This is a genomic window from Burkholderia sp. Ac-20365 (genome assembly GCF_017104715.1).
Lineage (GTDB): Bacteria > Pseudomonadota > Gammaproteobacteria > Burkholderiales > Burkholderiaceae > Paraburkholderia.
Map to the genome: position 1 here is coordinate 372,179 of NZ_JAAGPI010000005.1, position 19,513 is coordinate 391,691.

A 19,513-nucleotide genomic window follows, 5' to 3' on the forward strand; every position below is an offset into this window, starting at 1 on the left:
AGAGGAAGTGAGTTATCAGGCGTCTCACTGTGCCGCGTTCAGCGTCACCGCGTGGCGGCGATAGAGCGCGAGCGTGGCGCACAGCGCGCACACGGCGGCGAAACTCATCCAGATGCCGGGCGCGGCCTTGTCGCCGGTCATATGAATCAACCCCGTCGCGATGGCGGGTGTGAAGCCGCCGAACACCGCCGTCGCGAGACTGTAGGCGAGCGAGAAACCCGCGACACGCACTTCGACAGGCATCACTTCGGTCAGCGCGACGACCATCGCGCCGTTGTACATGCCGTACATGAACGAAAGCCACAGCAGCACGAGCAGCATATTCACGAAGCTCGGCGCGTGAGCAAGAAAGGACAGCGCCGGATACGCGGTCGCGATGGCGAGCGTGGTCATCCCGAGCAATAGCGGGCGGCGGCCGATACGGTCGGAGAGTGCACCGCCGATCGGCAGCCACACGAAGTTCGACACGCCGATGCACAGCGTCACAAGCAGGCTGTCTGCGGTGCTCAGATGCAGAACCGTCTTGCCGAAGGTCGGCGCATAGACCGTGATGAGATAGAAGCTCGTGGTGGTCATCGCGACCAGCATCACGCCGGCGATCACGACGCCCCAGTTCCGCGCGAGCGTGCGAAAGACTTCCTTCATCGTCGGGCGATGCTTGCGCGCCTTGAATTCCTGCGTTTCTTCCAGATTCCGACGCAGCATGAAGATGAACGGCACGATCATGCAGCCGACGAAGAATGGCACGCGCCATCCCCAGGCGGCGATGGTTGCCGAATCCAGCGACTGGTTGAGCGCGAAGCCGAGGCCCGCGGCGACCACGATCGCTACCTGCTGGCTGGCCGATTGCCAGCTTGTGAAGAAACCCTTGCGGCCGGGCGTGGCCATCTCGGCAAGATAAACCGACACGCCACCCAGTTCCGCGCCGGCGGAGAAGCCTTGCAACAGGCGCCCGATCAGCACGAGCGCGGGAGCCAGCACGCCGATCGTGGCATAGCCCGGCACGAATGCGATCAGGATCGTGCCGCTTGCCATGATGGACAGCGTGATGATGAGCCCCTTGCGGCGGCCGACATCATCGATATACGCACCGAGAATGATTGCACCGAGCGGGCGCATCAGGAATCCGGCGCCGAAGACTGCGAAGGTCATCATCAGCGAGGCGAATTCGCTGGCGGAAGGGAAGAAGACGTTGGCGATCTGCGTGGCGTAGAAGCCGAACAGGAAGAAGTCGAACTGCTCCAGGAAATTCCCGGCCGTGACGCGAAATACCGCGGCAGCCTTCGATTGTCCGGGCGATCGGGTAGGGGATGAGGGGTGCATCAAAGTGTCTCCTGAATCCTTGAAATACGCGGAGCTTCCGCGGATTGTCGTTTCAGGAATGTTCGCCCGGATCGTGCAAAACAATAAGTGCAATTTTTAGAACGATTGATGCACGATGGTTATCAATCGGAGACGCTGGGGCTATTGCGTTTTACGTCAGCAACAAGGCGGATTGGTAGACGGTCCGCTTCACTCCGCAGCAAGCTGCGTTGCCGTCGTTTGACGTCGAATGAACGGAGCGGTAGGGTTGGTGGTCGGGAGATGATCAAACACGCCGACTGTTAGAATAGCGCCCTTTTTCCTGGGAGAAGCAAATGTCGTGGTTCATCTATGAAGTGCCCGAATACAACGAAGACGGGGCGCGCATCGAACCCTTCAGCGATCTGCGTATCCGGGTCGTGCAAGTGAGTGGGCAGGCAATGGCGGACGAGCTCGAAAGCGTGCGCGACAACGCCGTGAAGGCGGTGGACACGTCCGCGCACCCACTGCGCGCGACAGACAATCCGAACGTTTTCCCGATCCCTTACGCTGATTCCATGATTCTGGTCGGATTCATCTTCGATTTGAAGCGCGAATCCCGACAACTGGTGGTGTCACCCGTGGAAATGCCGTGGCTGAAAGACGCATAGCCTACGAGGCAATCAACTTTCCGGTTGTCTTCGACAGCCGAATGTGGCCGATTTCCGCATGGGTGGGTGTCGCCTTCGACTGAATGCGAGATTGATTGCCCGTCATACGAGCTAGAGGGTCAACTTCTTTGACCGCCTGCCTCACTCACGTACCGCTGGCTATTCCGTCCGGGAATGACAGATATCGCCCGGTGCTGTCTTCTGCAGATTCGCGCTTGCGCTGAAGATCCGGAGGTCTCTCCTCCTTTTTCAGGCAGCGCACAATGAACGCACTCTTCACCCGGACCCACGTTGGTCCCTATCCAGTCAGCCACCGTGTGGTGATGGCGCCACTCACCCGGATGCGTACCGAAGCGCAGAACGTTCCCGGCACGTTGATGGTCGATTACTACGCGCAGCGGGCATCGGCAGGAGGTTTGCTGATCTCCGACGCGACATCCGTGTCGCCGCTCGGCTTCGCTTACGTCGGCGCACCGGGGATCTACACGGAAGCGCAGGCACGCGGCTGGCGACGCGTGACCGACGCCGTCCACGCAAAGGGCGGACGCATTTTTCTGCAACTGTGGCACGCGGGACGACAGGCCCACCCCGCCAACATCGGCGGAGAAGTGCCGGTCGCGCCTTCTGCTCTGCGCTCCTACGAGCACTCGGCGATCCACGACCCGGACGGTGAGGTGACGGAAGTCGAACAGGTGCTGCCGCGTGCTCTCGAGCTAGAGGAGATTCCGCGCGTCGTCGAAGAATTCCGTCACGCCGCAGCGCTTGCAAGGCAGGCCGGGTTCGATGGCGTTGAACTGCACGCGGCCAATGGCTATCTGCCTGACCAGTTTCTGCAGGACGGCACGAATCAACGCACGGATGCATATGGCGGCTCGCTCGAGAACCGCGCGCGCTTTCTGTTCGAGGTGCTCGATGCGATTGCCTCGGAATGGGACGCCAACAGGATCGCGGTTCGTCTTTCGCCCGGAAGCTCATACGGCACGATGTCCGATAGCGATCCGCATGCGACGTTCAGCTATGTTGCGCGTCGCCTGGATGGCTACGGGCTGGCTTATCTGCATGTGGTCGAGCCACGTGTGCGCGGTAATGAAGACGTCGATGCAGCGGCGTCGGCGGTGACGGCGAAAGACTTGCGGCGCGTGTTTGCGGGCACGCTCATCGCGGCGGGCGGCTTCACGCCGGACAGCGCGCATCGGATCATCGAAGCAGGCGATGCCGATCTCGTAGCATTCGGCCGCCTCTTCATCTCCAATCCAGACCTGCCCGAGCGACTGCGCGTCGGGGCGCCTTTGAACCGTTACGACCGGTCGACGTTCTATGGCGGCGACGCGCGAGGCTACACCGACTATGCGTTCTACGGCGCAGCGCCGGTTATCTGAACCGGACGCGCGTGCAGTAAGCCGGCCCGCTGCAGGATTGCCTGCAGCGGGCCGATCTGTTTCTGCACAGGGTGGCGATGGCGAAAACCGATAGACTTGCTGCCGGGTATATCCTCGCTACAACCGTGGACTTCGCGTCCTTCATGGAGAAACATCGGCATGGACCGGATGGCGGCAATGGAAACATACGTGAGTGTCGTGGAGGCCGGGTCATTCTCGGCGGCCGCAAAGCGGCTCAAACTCGGCCAGCCGGCAGTCTCGAAGTCGATTGCGCAACTCGAAGAGCGGCTCGGCGTGCGACTCCTGTTGCGTTCGACACGTGGCCTGACACCCACCGACGCGGGTCAGCGGTTTTACGAGCACGCGAGGCGCGCAATCGAAGAAGTGGATCTTGCAGAGCAGGTTGCGCGCGACGCGTCCACTGGACTGTCCGGCGTGCTGCGCGTCAGCGCGGCGGTGACGTTTGCACGTCTGCATATCCTGCCGGCACTGAAGACCTTTCTGGATCGACATCCTGATCTGCAGATCGACATCGTGCTGGACGATCGCACCATTGATCTACTCGAAAAAGGCGTGGATGTCGCTTTTCGCATGGGCTCGCTCGACGATTCGACCATGACTGCACGCCGCATCGCGCAGAGCCGTCGACGGGTGATCGGCACGCCCGCCTACCTTGCCGAAGCGGGTGTTCCAAAGACGCCTGCGGACCTGAGTCAGCACCAGGTCGTCGTGTATTCGTTGCGAGGCGGCGGTGAGTCGTGGGCGTTCAGCCAGGATGGCAAGGAGGTGGCCGTGGTCGTGTCCGGGCGCGTCAGCGTGAGCGCAGCCGAGGGGGTGCGCACAACGGTGCTTGGCGGTGTGGGCCTCGCGATCGCATCGGAGTGGATGTTTTCTCCTGAGCTTGCGAATGGCACGGTTCAGGCCGTCCTGACCGACTGGGAATTGCCCTCGATCGACCTGTGGGCGGTCTTTCCTGCTGGACGTCTGGTGAGTGCGAAGGCGCGCGCATTCGTCGCCTTCGTGGAGGAAATACTAGGCGTCTCTGCTGGCAGCAGGGGCGGTACGCCTTCAGAAACCCAGCTTGCCGATTGACGCACCACCGTCGACGTACAGTGTCTGACCGGTCATGAAAGCAGCCGCATCAGATAACAGAAACGCAATCGTCGCGGCAATTTCATGGGGCTGGCCGAAGCGGCCCATGGGTACGGCGGACAGATAGCGCTGCTCGCCCTCGCTTCCCGGTGGATTGTTGGCCCGAAACAGCTCGGTCTCGGTCGGTCCCGGCGCGACGGCATTGACGGTAATGCCGGTATCGGCCAGTTCCAGTGCCCATGAGCGCGCGAAACTGACCATTGCCGCTTTCGCTGCGGCATAAGCTGTGCGCTGTGTCATGCCGAGTATCGTCAGGCTGGAAATATTGACGACCCGTCCCCAGCCGCGTGCCCGCATACCGGGAAGCAACGCCTGCACGGTTTGCACGGCCGGATGGAGATTCAGTGCGAGGACGTCGTCGAACGAATGACGACGCGTAAGCTCGTCGAGCACCGCGCCTGTCGCCACGCGGTCGGCCAGGTCGACGCGGACCAGTTCGCCCGGAAAATCGCTTGCTTCGCGCGCGAGGCCGACGACATGGTGGCCGTCGGAGAGTAACCGTTCTGTCAGCGCGAGGCCGATGCCTTTGGTCGCACCCGTCACGAGAAATGTACGCTGTGTCATGGAAAGTCCTTGTCAATTGAAACGCCGCGCCCACGGGGTGGGCGCGGCGCGGCAGGCAGTGAAGCTCAGGCGTTCGCCGCCGCTTTTTCGAGCACAGGGAACATGTCCGACGGGTCCGGGCGGCGCGTGTAATCCGGGTTGACCTCGGAATACAGCACGATGCCATCCTGCCCAATGACGTAGCGCGCGGGCATCGGCAGGGTCCAGCTCGGATCATTGTTGAAGGCCGGCAGATCGTTTTTCAGGTTCCTGTACAGTTCGACCAGATAGTCGGGTAGTGCAAAGCGCAGTCCGAAGTCGGCGCCCGTCTGGCCATTCACGTCGCTCAGCACCGGAAAGCCCAGTTCGTTGGTTCGCACCGACTTCCGGCTATTGACGGGCGTCTGCGGCGAGATCGCCACGACGTTCGCGCCATAGGCCTGAATCTGCGGCAGCACTTCGTTGATCGCCTGCAATTCGATATTGCAGTACGGGCACCACACGCCGCGATAGAACGTCACGACCAGCGGTCCTTTCACGAGCAACGCCGCCGACGATACGTCATTGCCATCCTGATCCTTGAGGTTGAAATGAGGTGCGCGATCACCCGCCTTGATTGCGCGGCGCGCCTGTCCGCTTGCGACCAGTTCGGCAGTGGCACGCTCCATCACGGGATGGATTTCCGGCGGAGCGTGATACGGCGGTTTGCCTGCCTTGAAGTCGGCACGGAATGCGTCGAGTTTGTCTTGCAGTGACATGAGCGTTCTTCCTTGAGATGGTTTGATGAATATCAGTTTGCGGACGCTGCCGTTTGTGAAGCGGCAGTGATGCCGTGGACATCGCGGTGGCTGCGTCGGCGCAGAAATGCGAGGGGAATCCGCTGGACTCCCGAGGATGGCTCAGACGGCTTCAGCAACCGGCCTCGTCCACTCGTTACCGGCCATGAAGGCGTCGAGTTCGGTGTGGACGATGTGATTCGTATAGTTGCTCATTACCTTGGTCGCCACGCCCAGGATTACTTCGAGCACGTTCTGACGGGTATAGCCCGCAGCGAGAAACGCGTCGACCTCAGCATCCGGGACAAAACCCCGTTCACGCACGACCAACGTCGTGAACCGATGCAGCGCTTCGAGCTTTGCGTCCGGTAGCGGCGTGCCCGCCCTCAGTGCAGCGATCACGCCCGCATCCATCTTGATCATCTTTGCAAGCGTGCTGTGACCGGCCATGCAGTAGTGGCAGTTGTTCTCGAAGTTGGAAGTCAGGTAGACGACTTGCTGTTCGTGCGCGGTGAGCGTGCTTTTCGAGAACAGGTCCCACAAGGCGGAGTAACCGGCCAGCAGCGCGGGCGACTCCGCCATATGCGCCTGCAGGTTGGGAACAAAACCAAAGGCGCGCTTCGTGTCTTCGAGGCTCGTCTTCGATGCGGCCGGTGCATTGTCGATCGTGTATGTCGGGAAGGTGCTCATCGTTTAACTCCTGCTGGTTGACGGTGAGCAAATGATGAAGGTCGGGTCCCGTGCGAAGAAGACAGGTGACGTCGATAACAGTCATTCCTGGCAGGCATAAAGCGAGGGGCGGATCGACGAACTGGCGATGTCGACCCATAGCACCCGTTTCAGCGGAGAGAGTCGCCGATCCGCTGGCTGAGACTCAGGCAGCGCTTACGAATAATGGCGTTGGAGAGCAACGCCGCGTGACTCATCGGGCGGGCGTGACATGTGCATCGACAACCCGTGCGGCGCCTACAATTGCACCGTCGTTGTCCTCAAGCAGCACCACTTGCCGCTCTCCGGCGACGGCGTCGGCACGCAAGGTTAGCGCGGCGCCAGACCACTGCCCGATGACAACCATGCTACGCACGACGTTCGATTCGGTGAGCGTATGGCCTGCGTTCTCGCCCCGTCCGATCGCGGTGACGTGACGGGTGTCGTAACCGATCAGCAGCACGTGCGCGTGTCCGGTGCCCGCGCCAACGGAGATCGAAACTCCGCCATCTCCAAGTGTTGCGGCGAGCGGAGCGGCCGTCACACCGGCGGACCTGGCGTGGTCGATGGCCGCGCTGGCTGCGCTACGATTTGATCCCACCACCTCGGCCTTGCCGTCGATCACCATTTCCGGCGTGTACTCGAAGTCGCGAAACCGTTGGGCGTAGCGGGCCTGACGTGCATCGGCACCATCGAAAGAAAACGGATCTTTCCAGCCGAGCTGATTCCAGTATGTGACGTGAAACGCTAGCGGCAGGACGTCGGTCCGTGTATCGCTCAGTTCGGACAGAAAGCGATCGGCCGGCGGGCACGACGAACAGCCCTGCGACGTGAACAGTTCGACAACGACTGGGCGCGACCCGGCGGCGAATGCATGTGAGGCAAGCAGCGACGCAGCAGTTGCAATGATGGCAATGAGAGAACGGGGCAGCATGTCTTGACTCCAGATACAGATGTGCTGGCTATTTCGCTCGCCAGTACGAGTGGGTTACGGTTGAAGCGGACCCGAGGCGGCCGGTGAGTTCCATTGATCGCTGTCGCCGATGTCATCGTCAAAGAAGCCCAGGTATCCCGGGGTGTGCGCCGGGTCGGACGAGCTTTTTTCCTGCCTGGCGCTAGCGCCGATCGACTGCAGCGTCGCGAGTGTCGTCGAGCGATTCGTCATGAAGTGCCACGGGTGCGATGAGCGTGGTTGCACGTCGTTGAGCGACGCACCCGCCTCCTGCACCTCACGAAGTGCAGCGACGAGGCGAAGACGTGTGGGCGCATAGACCGCAAAACCTTCATTGGCGAGGGCGGCGGTGTCGTATCCGAGCAGTGCACAAAGATGCGTTTTGGCGACACGGTCTCGTTCGTCGGCCTCATGCGACTGGGCAACCAGTGCCGCTGTGTCCGCATTCGCGATCCGGCCCCCATGCATGAGCACCGGATTCGCGTCGGACCACGCGTCGGAAGGACAGGCCTTTGCGGCCGGGTCTAGCGGCACGAACGGATTGACCTCGGCGGGATAGATGCGGCACACGCGTGGGCGCCGGTCATAAGCACCGCAAGACATGTCCGGGCGAAGGTTTGGGCACGGCCCTGCGAACGCGGCAACCAGTGTCACCGTGACGCGTACTGGCAACGTCCCGCTGTACGCGGCGAATGAGCGGCGCCGTCGGTGCTGGGCGAGCATGTCTGCTTGTGGCGGATCTTCAGGCCAGACGATCGCGTCGCAAAACAGTTGCACGTCGCCGCCGCGCTCCATCCAGTCGAGCGCTTCATCAATGGCGAGCGGGAGGCGCAGATCATGGCAGCAACGGCCGCACATGGTGCAAGCAAAGTGAATGGGCATTGACAGGCTCGGCGAACGGAAGTTGGCTTGTCAAGTTAGTTCGCCGGCCAGGTTGCGACGGTTACACGTCAGTAGAGAGATTTTGCGTTTCGCGGCGCCGCCAGTCATTGGAGAAGGGCAGCACGCCGGGTACACGCGGCCAGAATGCGTGCCTCACGCCATCGCCGCAATCGCTTCGAACAGTGCGAGATTCAGAAGCTTGGTTTCGTCATTGGTCGGTTGAGGTTGTGACGAGAACTTGGCGATGACCGTTTCGTGTAGCGGATCGACATAGAGCCACTGGCCATGAATGCCGATCGCAAAGCACGCGCCGCTGGCATTGCCCACCTGGTACCACTTGTTGCGATACTTGCCGTTCGGCAACCACGTCGAGAAGGTGCCTTGTCGCCATGCCTCGACGCTGCCGCCTGTCAGCGTATCGGTCATCCAGTCGGCCGGAATCAGCCTGCGTTCGCCAACCTTGCCGCCCAGACGCACCAGTTCGCCGATTCTCGCCAGATCCCGCACGGTCATGCATAAGCCGCCGCCGGAGCGCGCCGTGCCCGCGATGTCCACCGTGACGCATCCGTCGTGCCGTAATCCCAGCGGCCGCCACAGGCGCGTGGACGCGAAGTCGGCGTAACGCTGGCCCGACGCGCGCTCGATCACGAGGCCGAGCACATCCGAGTTGGGCGAACAGTAATGGAACGGGCCGCCATGCTCGCCGTCGCCTTTGGGCAACGACGCGAGCAGATCGATCACCGTCTCCGGCTGCTCGCCATCGCGCCGTGGGTCCAGCAGGCCTGCCCGTCGATAGCGCGCATAGATGCCATTCGGATCGAGGTAGTCCTCGTTGAACGCGAGGCTTGTCCGCATGTCCAGCACGTGCCTGACGCGAGCGTCGCCGAAGGCAGAACGCGCAAGCTCCGGCACGTAGTGCGCGACAGGGGCGTCAGGGTCCAGAAGACCGTCACCGACCAGCACGCCGGCGAGCAGGCCAGCGACCGACTTGCTGGCTGAGAACAGGATGTGGCGGCTTTGCAGCGTAAAGTGCGGCGCATGAAAATCGGCGACGAAACGCCCGCCTCGCATCACGGCAATGGCATCGGTCGAGGTCTGCTGCAGGATCTGCGCGACCGTGCGACGTTCGCCGTTCACCACGAACTGGCGTTCCGTCAGCGCGTCGGCACTGACTTCAGGCTCTTCGGCAAGACCCGGCGTCGCGGCAATGCGCGCGGTCGGAATGATCTCGTGGACATGGCGGAAGGCCCAGACATTCCACGGAGCTTCGCGCCAGTTGTCGTGCCGGACACTGTCGCGGCGAAAGCCGTAGTCGTTCTCAAAACGTGACGGGTTCATCTTGACTGCAGACTCCTCTTGTTGCGAGCGTGAATTGCACGAGGTCAGTGAACGTGTTGAAGGAACTCGCGAAAGCGCTCGCCGGGCGGCGCGGACAGCATCTCGGCGGGCTTGCCGTCATGCACGACACGGCCGGCTTCCATGAACAGCAGGCGGGAACCCACGCGCTGTGCAAAGCCCATTTCGTGCGTGACGACGACCATCGTCATGCCCTCGCAAGCGAGCGTCTGCATGACCTTGAGAACCTCCTGGCGCAATTCGGGGTCGAGTGCCGAAGTGGGTTCATCGAAGAGCATCAGCTTGGGCTGCACAGCAAGCGCACGCGCGATGGCCACGCGTTGCTGCTGGCCGCCGGATAGCTGCGACGGATAGTGATGCATCCGCTGCGAGAGGCCGACTTTTTCCAGCAGCGCGCTGGCGATGTCGCGTGCTTCGGCCTTTGTCTGGTGGCGTGCGCGGATCGGCCCGAACATCACGTTCTGCATTGCCGTCAGGTTCGGAAACAGATTGAACTGCTGGAACACCATGCCGGCTTCGAGCCTGATACGCCTGACGTCGCGGGCCGAACCCAGCACGCTGATGTTGTCGACGCGCAGATCGCCGGAACTGATGGTCTCCAGCCCGTTGATACAGCGAAGCAGCGTCGATTTGCCGGAACCGGATGGGCCGACAATGACTGCGACTTCGCCCCGTTCGATCGTGAGGTCGAGCGGATGCAGCACGACGTGCTGGCCGAAACGCTTCGAGGCTTGCTGAAATTCGATCATGCTCATGGCAGGCGTACTCTCCGTTCGAGCACTCGCAGACCCAGCGCGAGCAGGCTGATGACGAGCAGGTAGATGATCGCGACGGCGGTCCAGATTTCCACCGCCCGAAAATTCTCGGCCATGATTTCCTGTCCTCTGCGCGTCAGTTCGCCGACGCCGATGACGAGAAAGATCGAGGTGTCCTTGACCAGATTGACGAACTGGTTGCCCATCGCCGGCAGCGCACGTCGGAAAGCGATCGGCGCGATGACGTGAGCCAGCGTGGTATGAAATGGCAGCCCCATCGCCATGCCAGCATCGCGCAATCCGCCCGGTACGCCCTGCAGCGCGCCGCGGATGATCTCCGCGTTATACGCGCCGGAATTGACGATCAGCGTGATGATGGCGGCGCTGGTCGCGCTGATGCGGATGTTCATCATGATGGGCAGCGCGAAGTAGACGAACATCACCTGAACCACGATGGGCGTGCCGCGAATCAAGGCGACATACATCTGCGCCGGAAACGCTGCGGCCTGACTGCCGTAGGTCAGCGTCACGCCCGCGATGACGCCGAGCACGACGCCGCCCGCCAGTCCTGTCAGCGCAATCAGCAAGGTCAACCGAAGTCCTTGCAGCAGGTCCGGCAATGCGGCAATGAGCGCCGCCCAGTCAAAGTTCATGACGACGCCTCGCCGAACCATTTCCGGTTGAGCGCATCGAGCCGGCCATCGGCTTTCATGGCGGCGAGCTGGACGTTAGCGGCTGCGACCAGCGGGCTGCCTTTCTGGAAGCCCATGCCGACGTCGAGACCCTCAAGCGCGGGCAGAATCACCCGGACCTTGTTTTTCCCGGTCGTGTTGGCGTAGTAGAGCAATTGCGGCTTGTCATAGACGACGACATCGGTGCGGCCCGCTTCCAGGGCCAGTAACGCGTTGTTGATGCTAGGCAACTGTTCCAGCGTCGCGTCCTTGATGTGATCCTTGATGTAGTTGACCGCGACCGTGCCCGTCTCGGTGCCGATGCGCTTTCCCGCAAGGTCGGCGGGCGTGCGGATACTGGTGTTGTCGATACGCGTCAACGCGATCAGACCGCTCTTGTAATACGGCGTCGAAAAATCGATAACCTGCTGACGCTCCGGCTTGATAAAGAGCTGCGAGACGATCACGTCGAGGTTGTGGGTCTGAAGTGCCGGAATCAGGGCGCCGAACTCCATGGGTTGCAGGCGCCATTTCCGGTTCAGTCCCTTCGCCACTTCGCTCCAGACCTCGACGTCGAAGCCGGAATAGCTGTCGCCCTGTTTGAACGCGAACGGCGGGGCGCCCACGTTGGAGCCGACCACCAGTTCGGCATCGGCTGCCCGGACTGAGCGGGACAGCAGGATGGCGGGCCCGGCTGCGAGGCCCAGTTGCAGCAATTGACGGCGATTCATGGTTTTCTCCACGTTGAATGATCGTGCTGGATCCGCCGCTTCCGGGGCTATCCGGCGTCCTGGTTTGGCATTGCGCTACGTTGCGTGCATACCCACTTGTGTCAGCGACACAGTGAGTTCGATTTCGAGCAAGCCGCCGCCAGGCAGGCTGGCAACGCCGATTGCCGATCTCGCGTGCCGCCCTTCGTCGCCGAAGATTTCATGCAGCAGCGACGAGGCTTCATCCATCGCCTGGCTGTGGTTCGCGAAGTCCGGCACGGCGTTGATGAAGCCGCGCAGAAAGAGAACGCGTTCGATTGACGTAGTGGGCGGCAGCGCCGCCGCGAGTGCGCTCAACGCGCGCAGCACACAGGTCTGAGCGGCGTGCCGGATCACCTCTGGTGGCGTTGCGTTATCGACGGGACCAGCGATCACCTGTTCGCCGACCCGGCTAACCTGGCCGCTCACGTAAGCAATGTCGCGATGAATCACCACGCCTGTGTAGGCTCCGCGCGGCGACGGCGCAGGCGGCAATGTCATACCCAGTTGCGACAGGCGCTGCGCGACCGGAATCTTCATGACGGCGCCCCGACGTGTGTTTCAAAACAGACCGGTCCGCCGAGCCAGCAGCCGTCTACGCGACCGGACTCGATACAGAATCGCACCGAGATCTGCGATGGACGTTTCATCGCGCGGCCCTGACGGATCGTGATGGTGCGCGCGGACGCTTCCACCTGGCCATTGGCGAGCAGGCCGAACGACAGCGCGGAGGCCGCGATACCGGTGGCTGCGTCTTCCGGATAACCTGACGCGCGCGGGAACTGGCGGGCGTCGAAGATCTGCCGGCCGGCATCGAAGGTCGCGTACGGGTAGAGGCCGGTGGAGCCGATCCGCTCGCACACTGCCTCGATCTTGTCGAAGCGCGGCTGAAGGGCGTCGAGCACGCTGGGGCTGGCAAGCGGAATCAGCGTTTTGACCCGGCTGGTGCAGGCGTTCTGGATCGGCAAGGGCGCGAGTTGCGCGCTGTCGATGCCGAGCGCGTCGAGAATCTCGTGCTGGTGGAGCTGCGGCTGCGGCAGTGGCTCGACGCGGCCCATGGGCTGCGAGATTTCGACGGCAGCGCCCTGATCGGTGAATCCAGTGATACGCACCGCGACCCGGCCGCTGCGCGTCTGAAGGGTCAGCCGGTCATGCTGCAGACGTTCCCGTTGATGGAGCAGCCAGACGGCGCCGACGGTGGCGTGGCCGCACATCGACATCTCGTGGTTCGGGACCCAGAAGCGGAATTCGTAATCGCAGCCGGAACCGGGCGGGGCCGGCAGGACGAAGCCGCTTTCGTGGCCGTAGTGCTGCGCGACGGCCTGCATTTCGGTGTCGGACATGCCGGCGGCGTCGATGACGATGGGCGCCGGGTTGCCGCCGCCGGGACCGGCGGCAAACACGCTGACGAGTTCGACTGGGTGGCGCAAAGACATGGCGGCGTGAGCCCCGCTGACCGGGGATGTGTTCCTGTCCGGTCAGATTACGGGGAGCGGCGCCGCGCCGCGCGTTCGAACGGGCCCTACGTTTTGACCGAACGGGCCATCCTTGCGCGCATGCCGGAAGGCGAATCACCGCCGACGCGGCGCATCGCGCGCGCGAGGGCCGCGCCGCTTTCGAAGCCGACGCGGAACGCGACCTCGCCGATCGGCAGATCCGTTTCGGCGAGCAGGCGGCAGGCATTGTCGTAACGCGCGCGCTGCTGGAACTCGCCGATCGAGCGTCCCGACTTTTCGCGGAACAGACGTGTGATGTGACGCCGGGACACGCCGAAGCGCTCTTCCAGCATGTCGAGCGGGATCTCTTGGTCGGCGTGGCGGGCCACGAAGGCTTCAATGTCGGCGACCAGCGCCATGCCGTGCTCGCGCGGCGAGGTTCCCGGTTCGGTCTTCCCGGCGATGACCTCGCCGATGCACTGCATCAACAAGGCCGACGACAAGGCCTGGCGGGTTGCCGCGCTGCCATAGGCAGCCATGTCGTTACGTTGCGAGAGTTCCTGCAGCGCGCGAATCGCGGCCGTCCTTCGCACGAGGATCGGCGTGCGCGTGCGTCGGCGGAATTCGCTGAGCGAGCCGACCCCGGTGTCGAGCTTGTGCAGCGCATCGCCCGTTACGTAGACGGCTACGTGCGTATGGGTGGCGCATCCGGCACGGGTCTGATGAGCGCGCCCTGGCGGCACCACCGCGAAGCGATCCTGAGACAGCCACGTGCCCGCGCGCCGGTCTTCGTGGCGGAGTTCGACGGCGCCCTGACCGGGCAGAATGAACATCAGGCAGTCGTGCCAGTGCCATGGCATCGCGTAGGTGCCGCTGCCGGTGAGCGTCGCGTGGCCTTCGTCGGCGGCCACCAGCAGTGCCTTGTTGGCTGGCTGGCAGAGCTGGGTGAACGTTCGTAGCATGGCGATACTCCACGCGCTTCAGAAGAGGATCATGCTGCGACCGGCTTGCGATTGAAACCCCTTGCGGCATGGAGCGGGCGACAGACGGGCACAGCATGGATGGCATCCGGGAAGGATACCAGCGCAAAATACCGACGCCACGTTCAGGCTGTTCCAAGCCGTGTGTTTCGGGAGCAAATGTCTCTGCTGGCGGCGAACCACTTGATCCCTATTTACCCGTCGACAGCTAATTTTCACGTAATTTTGCTGGCGTACGCTGAAGCACGTCCAGGCGAATCCTGGCGCCTGCGGCCGATCGGTGCTGGAAGAGATGGAGCGACGATCCGTTGCCAAACACCGGGCGAACTGAGGATGCCGGGGTATGCCACCGATCGTCGCTAGCTATTGGGGCAATGCAAACGAGTGGATCAGAAGGGCCGAGATGCCCGGCATAAATGGGAGCCTACGGCATGAGATCGCTAAAGAGTCGAATAATCAGAACACTGATCGTGCTGTTCGCTGTCGTCGGCGCCGCCGATGCCTGCGCCTCGTACTGGTTTTCGATGAGGCATATCGACGAATTGCTCGACCAGCATCTGCAAGGCGCAGCGGTCTGGCTCTCGGCTGGCAAGGTGGGTACGATCGGCACGAAGGGTCCGCCACAGCATTCGATCGATGGGTTTGTCGGGCAAATATGGAAGCAGGGGCTGTCTGTGCCGACCGATAATACCGACCCCGAGGTAACTTTTGATCGGGACGCGTCGAGCGGGTTTTCAGTGGAGCGGATCAATGGTCATCGCTACCGGCTATACACGCTTAGAAAAGATGCAGACGGCTTGACGTATCAGGTCGGCCAGCCTGTTTCGTTTCGAGAGCAGACCGCAGGGCGCGCGGCGCTCGAAAGTCTGGTGCCGACCGTTTGCCTGATATTGCTCGTATGGATCGCGATCCCGCTGGTCGTCAATGCTGCATTCGCTTCGTTGAGACGTGCAAGCGCTGATGCGGAAACGGTTGGCATTGGTTGCCTGGCGCGACTCGATGTATCGCACGTACCGGCTGAGGTCAGGCCCTTCGCCGATTCGATCAACCGCATGATTGCGCGCTTGCAGGCGGGCATCGATGGAGAAAAACGTTTCATCGCCGACGCTGCGCATGAACTGCGAACTCCGATCGCCGCTTTGCAGTTGGGTATCGATAATCTCGCGAACGCGCACGATCCGCGTTCGCGCGGCGAGCGTTTGCGTGAACTGCGCGAGGTGGCGGCCCGCGCGGCTTCGATGATCCGGCAACTTCTTGAGCTTGCCCGCGCCGATGCACAACGCAGCCCGGACGTGGCAGTCCAGGTGCTTGACGTGCGGGATACCGTTCGCAAGCTCGTCGCCGATCTGCTTCCAGTCGCTGACCAGCGTTCGATCGACATGGGCGTCAAGCGGTTCGACGCCGCGCTCGTGGACGCGAACGCAGAGGAATTGAGCATTGCGGTGAGAAATCTCATTGAGAATGCACTGCGCTATACGCCCTCGAATGGATGGGTCGATATCGATGTATTTGTGGATGAGACAAATGCGGTCATCCGTATCACCGATACCGGGCCGGGCATTCCGGCAGACGCGATCGACCGCGTATTCAATCGCTTCTTTCGGGTGAGTGCCGCAACCGTCGAAGGCAGTGGCCTGGGTTTGTCGATCGCAAAGTCGGTCGTTACGAAACACGGCGGTTCGATTTCACTTGAAAACCGGCGCGACGGCCGAAGCGGGTTGATCGCGACCATCGCTTTGCCCTCGTGCTCGACGGTCAGTGTCGACGTTTGATCAGATGGGAATGACCGCCCTTGTATGTGCCTGTACGGCCCCGCAGGTCCATTTCAACCTAAACTGAAGAGGCGAGCTTCGTTGTATGTCATAAGCGCTGAACGGGAAACAGGTTCCAGTGATGACGATGGATATCGAACTGTGGCTGCGTGGGGTCGGGCTCGACCAGTACGCGCAGGCATTTGCCGAGAACGATATCGACGCGACAACGCTTCGCGAGCTCACTGATGCAGATCTGAAGGAACTCGGCGTGCGCTCGTTGGGGCATCGCAAGCGGCTGCTGGCGTCGATCGCAACGATGTCGTCCAAGCCACAGGCGTCTGATGACCGGCCTGTCGCACCAGCGGACGAGCGCAGGCAGGTCGCGGTACTCTTCGCCGACATCTGCGGCTATACAGACCTGAGCCGGACACTCGATCCGGAAGAGTTGCTTGTCGTACTCGGCGGCTTCTTCGATCGGGTCGACGATATCGTGGTGCGGCATGGCGGACACATCGACAAGCATGTTGGCGATTGCGTGATGGCGGTGTTCGGCGCGCCGCGTTCACGGGGAAACGATACGGAGCGCGCGGTGCGGGCGGCATTGGCGATCATCGACGAGATGCCGGATCTGTCACGGACGCTCGCCCGCCCTCTGTCGATTCACATCGGCATTGCGGTTGGGCAGGTCGTCGCAAGCGGCACGGGCAGTGCGGTACATCGTGAGTACACCGTGACGGGCGAGACGGTCAACCTCGCGTCGCGTCTGACCGACGCGGCTGCAGCGGGCGAAATCCTCGTATCGGAATCGGTGTGGCGCCCGCTTGCCGGGCGCATCGTGTGCGAAGCACGGGGTGTGCTTGCCGTGAAAGGCTTCGCCGAGCCCGTCCCTGTGTGGCGCCTCACCGGCCTTCAGCGTGCATGTGCCAACCGGGCGCTGGTCGGTCGTCGCGACGAACTGCGTCAGTTTCGGGCGACACTCGAATCCTGCTGCGAGACCGGACGCGGCAGCGTGGTTCTCGTGCGGGGCGAGCCCGGTATCGGAAAAACGCGTCTTGTCGAGGAGTTCCAGCGTGAGGCGAGCGGGCTGGGCTTTGCGAGTCACACGGCGTTCGTGCTGGATTTTGGTTCGAGAGGCGGCCGCGACGCGATCCGGTCAATCGTGCGCGGGCTCCTCGCGTTCGACGATACGAGTGGCGAGGAAGCCGCGTCCGTTTTACTGAAGCGCATCGCCGACGGTCTCGCGGATGCTGATGACGGGCTATTCCTCAACGACCTGCTCGACGTGCCGCAGCCGCCTGAACATCGCGTGGTCAATGAAGCCATGAACAACGCGATGCGCGTCCGAGGGCGGCAGGATGCGATGGCCCGGCTAGTGCAGCGCGCGAGTCACGTGCGGCCTCGATTGCTTATCGTTGAGGACATTCATTGGGCAGACCGGTCGACGCTGCAGGACCTGAGCGAACTCGGCGAGGCTGCGGCACATTGCGCGACTGTGCTGGTGATGACAACGCGCCCGCAGAGCGATGCCCCCGACCTGGCATTGGCCGCAGCGCACAACGCGTCGTGCTCGCTGTTCGATCTTGGTCCTTTGAGCGACTCCGACGCCTGTCTCATGGCGGAGTCGTTTTCCTGTGCAACCGATCTGGCGGCGCGTTGTGTCGAGCGGGCCGCGGGTAATCCGCTCTTTCTCGAACAGCTTCTCAGCAATACCGGAAGAAGCGCTGAAACGGGCGTGCCGGGTTCAGTGCAGAGTCTGGTGCAGGCGCGGCTGGATGGACTCGATCCTGTCGACAAGACGGTCTTGCGTGCGGCGTCCGTGTTCGGCCAGTTCTTCGAGCAGGAGGCGATCAGCGATATTCTGGAATGCGCGGACGTGCAGCTGGAGCCGATGGTGACGGCTGGCCTGCTGCGTCGACAGGACAGCGGATTTGTCTTCCATCATGCGCTCATTCGCGACGCCATCTATGACGGGCTGTTGAAGAGCCAACGCCGCGAGTTGCATCGACGTGCCGCGCAGTGGTTTGCACCACGCGATGCCGTCCTGCGCGCCGAACATCTCGATCGGGCCGTCGACCGTGACGCGGCTCGCGCCTATTGCGACGCGGCGCGTTTGCAGGTCGCTCGCTATCGCTACGAGTTTGCACTTCGGCTTGTCGAACGGGGGCTGGAATTGACTGATGTCCGTGCCGACCGGGTCGAACTCGAACTACTCCGGGGCAACATCCGGCATGACATGGGTGAGATGACGTTAGCACTCGAAGCGTTTGAAACGGCGCTCGCCGCCGCAACAACCGATGCAGAACGCTGTCACGCATGGATTGGACGCGCCACGGTGAAGCGGGTCATCGACGATCTCGACGGTGCGTGGGCCGATCTCGACTGCGCGATGGCCGTGGCCGCAGCAGGGCGCCTGTTGCAAGAACAGGCACGCATTCACTTTCTGCGCGGCAATCTTTGTTTTCCGCGAGGCGACAGCGATGGCTGCGTGCGAGAGCATGAACGCAGCCTCGCTTGTTCGCGGGAGGCGCATGATTACGAACAGGAGGCGGCAGCGCTCGGAGGCCTCGGGGATGGTGAATACCTGCGTGGCAGGATGATCAGCGCGCACAATGCGTTTAGCCTCTGTATCGAGCTGTGTCAGCGGCATGGCTTTGGACGGATCGAGGTCGCCAATCTGCCGATGCGTGCGATTACTGCGTGGTTCGCCGGCAAGACGAGTACGGGTCTCGACGCGGCGCTGGCGAGCATTGCTGCGGCGGAGAAGGTCGGGCATCTGCGGGCGCTGGCGGTTTCTCATCATGCCGCGTGGCATTGTCTGCACGATCTCGCGCAGTGGGATCGCGCGTGGGAGCACGTCGGGCCAGCGTTACACTGTGCACGCGAACTGAAATCGCGGCGCTTCGAAGGCGAGGCGCTTGCGCTTCGTGCAGAACTGCATCGGGTCGCCGGGCGCAGGCGAGAGGCGCTCGACGATATTACACAGGCACTGGCGATCAGCGCTGAGACGGGCATGGCCTACCTCGGTGCGTCCTATCTGGCCACGCTTGCACGCGTGACCGATGACGCCGCCGTCTTCGAGCGCGCTTTCGAAGAAGGAGAAGCGCTGCTCGCCGCGGGCGCGGTGAGCCACAATCACCTGCTCTTTCGACGCGACGCAATCGAGGCCTGTATCGAGCGTGGACTCTGGGACATGGCTGCAGAACATGCTGCTGCACTTGAAGCGTACGCCTGTCGCGAGCCATCGCCGTTTTCCGCGTTCATTGTGGCACGGGCGCGCGCGCTCGTTGCGCTCGGAAGGGGTAACCGGGATCCCGAAGCGTTTGGGAGACTGCGGCGCCTCAAGGAAGAGGGCCGCACACTGGGATTTCTTCATCTGATTCCGGCGATCGATGCTGCGATCGCGGGCGACACAAACCGGGCTTGACGGCGTGTTCGTGATGACGGCATCGTACGTGACGCATGGATAGG

The 19,513-nt window shown here is 62.5% G+C and carries 18 protein-coding genes; 5 read left to right on the top strand and 13 right to left on the bottom strand.

Annotation, left to right across the window (positions count from 1 at the left end):
- Nucleotides 1-24 precede the first annotated feature (24 nt).
- Nucleotides 25-1,323: an MFS transporter gene (locus tag G3O01_RS12790; protein ID WP_205805079.1), complete on the bottom strand. Its 1,299-nt coding sequence runs from the start codon at nt 1,321-1,323 to the stop codon at nt 25-27.
- A 314-nt stretch (nt 1,324-1,637) separates the two neighbouring features.
- On the opposite strand from G3O01_RS12790, the gene G3O01_RS12795 reads away from it, so the two are divergent.
- The 3 genes from G3O01_RS12795 to G3O01_RS12805 all read left to right on the top strand — a co-directional run bounded on the left by G3O01_RS12795 (nt 1,638) and on the right by G3O01_RS12805 (nt 4,423).
- Nucleotides 1,638-1,952 carry a helicase gene (locus G3O01_RS12795; protein WP_205805083.1) on the top strand — a complete coding sequence of 105 codons (315 nt, stop codon included), beginning with the start codon at nt 1,638-1,640 and terminating at the stop codon, nt 1,950-1,952.
- A gap of 263 nt (nt 1,953-2,215) precedes the next feature.
- Nucleotides 2,216-3,331, top strand: a complete 1,116-nt coding sequence (locus tag G3O01_RS12800; RefSeq protein ID WP_205805085.1) for an alkene reductase — start codon at nt 2,216-2,218, stop codon at nt 3,329-3,331.
- Nucleotides 3,332-3,490: 159 nt separating this feature from the next.
- Nucleotides 3,491-4,423, top strand: a complete 933-nt coding sequence (locus G3O01_RS12805; RefSeq protein ID WP_205805086.1) for a LysR family transcriptional regulator — start codon at nt 3,491-3,493, stop codon at nt 4,421-4,423.
- On the opposite strand, the gene G3O01_RS12810 is transcribed toward G3O01_RS12805, so the two are convergent.
- The 12 genes from G3O01_RS12810 to G3O01_RS12865 all read right to left on the bottom strand — a co-directional run bounded on the left by G3O01_RS12810 (nt 4,400) and on the right by G3O01_RS12865 (nt 14,273).
- Entirely contained in the window at nt 4,400-5,047 is a 648-nt protein-coding gene (locus tag G3O01_RS12810) for an SDR family oxidoreductase (protein ID WP_205805089.1), read from the bottom strand. The two genes, G3O01_RS12805 and G3O01_RS12810, sit on opposite strands and share 24 nt — an antisense overlap.
- Nucleotides 5,048-5,112: 65 nt before the next feature.
- Nucleotides 5,113-5,784, bottom strand: coding sequence for a peroxiredoxin-like family protein (locus G3O01_RS12815; RefSeq protein WP_205805091.1), 672 nt, complete (start codon nt 5,782-5,784; stop codon nt 5,113-5,115).
- A 141-nt stretch (nt 5,785-5,925) separates the two neighbouring features.
- Nucleotides 5,926-6,492 (bottom strand): carboxymuconolactone decarboxylase family protein, encoded by a 567-nt coding sequence (locus G3O01_RS12820; RefSeq protein WP_205805092.1) that lies wholly within the window; start codon nt 6,490-6,492, stop codon nt 5,926-5,928.
- Nucleotides 6,493-6,724: 232 nt separating this feature from the next.
- The gene (locus G3O01_RS12825) at nt 6,725-7,444 is read right to left on the bottom strand and encodes a DUF1223 domain-containing protein (RefSeq protein ID WP_205805094.1); all 720 of its coding nucleotides are present in this window, start codon (nt 7,442-7,444) and stop codon (nt 6,725-6,727) included.
- Between the two features lie 54 nt (nt 7,445-7,498).
- The gene (locus G3O01_RS12830) at nt 7,499-8,344 is read right to left on the bottom strand and encodes a YkgJ family cysteine cluster protein (RefSeq protein ID WP_205805099.1); all 846 of its coding nucleotides are present in this window, start codon (nt 8,342-8,344) and stop codon (nt 7,499-7,501) included.
- 153 nt (nt 8,345-8,497) lie between these two features.
- Nucleotides 8,498-9,682 (bottom strand): serine hydrolase, encoded by a 1,185-nt coding sequence (locus tag G3O01_RS12835; protein WP_205805101.1) that lies wholly within the window; start codon nt 9,680-9,682, stop codon nt 8,498-8,500.
- Nucleotides 9,683-9,726: 44 nt separating this feature from the next.
- On the bottom strand, nt 9,727-10,455 hold the full coding sequence (gene glnQ, locus G3O01_RS12840; RefSeq protein WP_277403026.1) for a glutamine ABC transporter ATP-binding protein GlnQ: 729 nt from the start codon (nt 10,453-10,455) through the stop codon (nt 9,727-9,729).
- Nucleotides 10,452-11,108, bottom strand: a complete 657-nt coding sequence (glnP, locus tag G3O01_RS12845; protein ID WP_205805103.1) for a glutamine ABC transporter permease GlnP — start codon at nt 11,106-11,108, stop codon at nt 10,452-10,454. Before glnP ends, glnQ begins: the two co-directional genes overlap by 4 nt.
- Nucleotides 11,105-11,857: a transporter substrate-binding domain-containing protein gene (locus G3O01_RS12850; RefSeq protein WP_241023893.1), complete on the bottom strand. Its 753-nt coding sequence runs from the start codon at nt 11,855-11,857 to the stop codon at nt 11,105-11,107. The genes glnP and G3O01_RS12850 overlap by 4 nt, the downstream gene beginning before the upstream one ends.
- Nucleotides 11,858-11,932: 75 nt before the next feature.
- On the bottom strand, nt 11,933-12,415 hold the full coding sequence (locus G3O01_RS12855) for a RidA family protein (protein WP_205805105.1): 483 nt from the start codon (nt 12,413-12,415) through the stop codon (nt 11,933-11,935).
- Complete coding sequence (locus tag G3O01_RS12860) at nt 12,412-13,311, bottom strand: PhzF family phenazine biosynthesis protein (protein ID WP_205805106.1); 900 nt, start codon at nt 13,309-13,311, stop codon at nt 12,412-12,414. Before G3O01_RS12860 ends, G3O01_RS12855 begins: the two co-directional genes overlap by 4 nt.
- Before the next feature lie 86 nt (nt 13,312-13,397).
- Complete coding sequence (locus G3O01_RS12865) at nt 13,398-14,273, bottom strand: AraC family transcriptional regulator (RefSeq protein ID WP_205805107.1); 876 nt, start codon at nt 14,271-14,273, stop codon at nt 13,398-13,400.
- Nucleotides 14,274-14,722: 449 nt separating this feature from the next.
- Between G3O01_RS12865 and G3O01_RS12870 the strand changes: the two genes are divergently transcribed.
- Nucleotides 14,723-16,063 (top strand): HAMP domain-containing sensor histidine kinase, encoded by a 1,341-nt coding sequence (locus G3O01_RS12870; protein WP_205805108.1) that lies wholly within the window; start codon nt 14,723-14,725, stop codon nt 16,061-16,063.
- A 121-nt stretch (nt 16,064-16,184) separates the two neighbouring features.
- The gene (locus G3O01_RS12875; protein ID WP_346779177.1) at nt 16,185-19,469 is read left to right on the top strand and encodes an adenylate/guanylate cyclase domain-containing protein; all 3,285 of its coding nucleotides are present in this window, start codon (nt 16,185-16,187) and stop codon (nt 19,467-19,469) included.
- Nucleotides 19,470-19,513 lie beyond the last annotated feature (44 nt).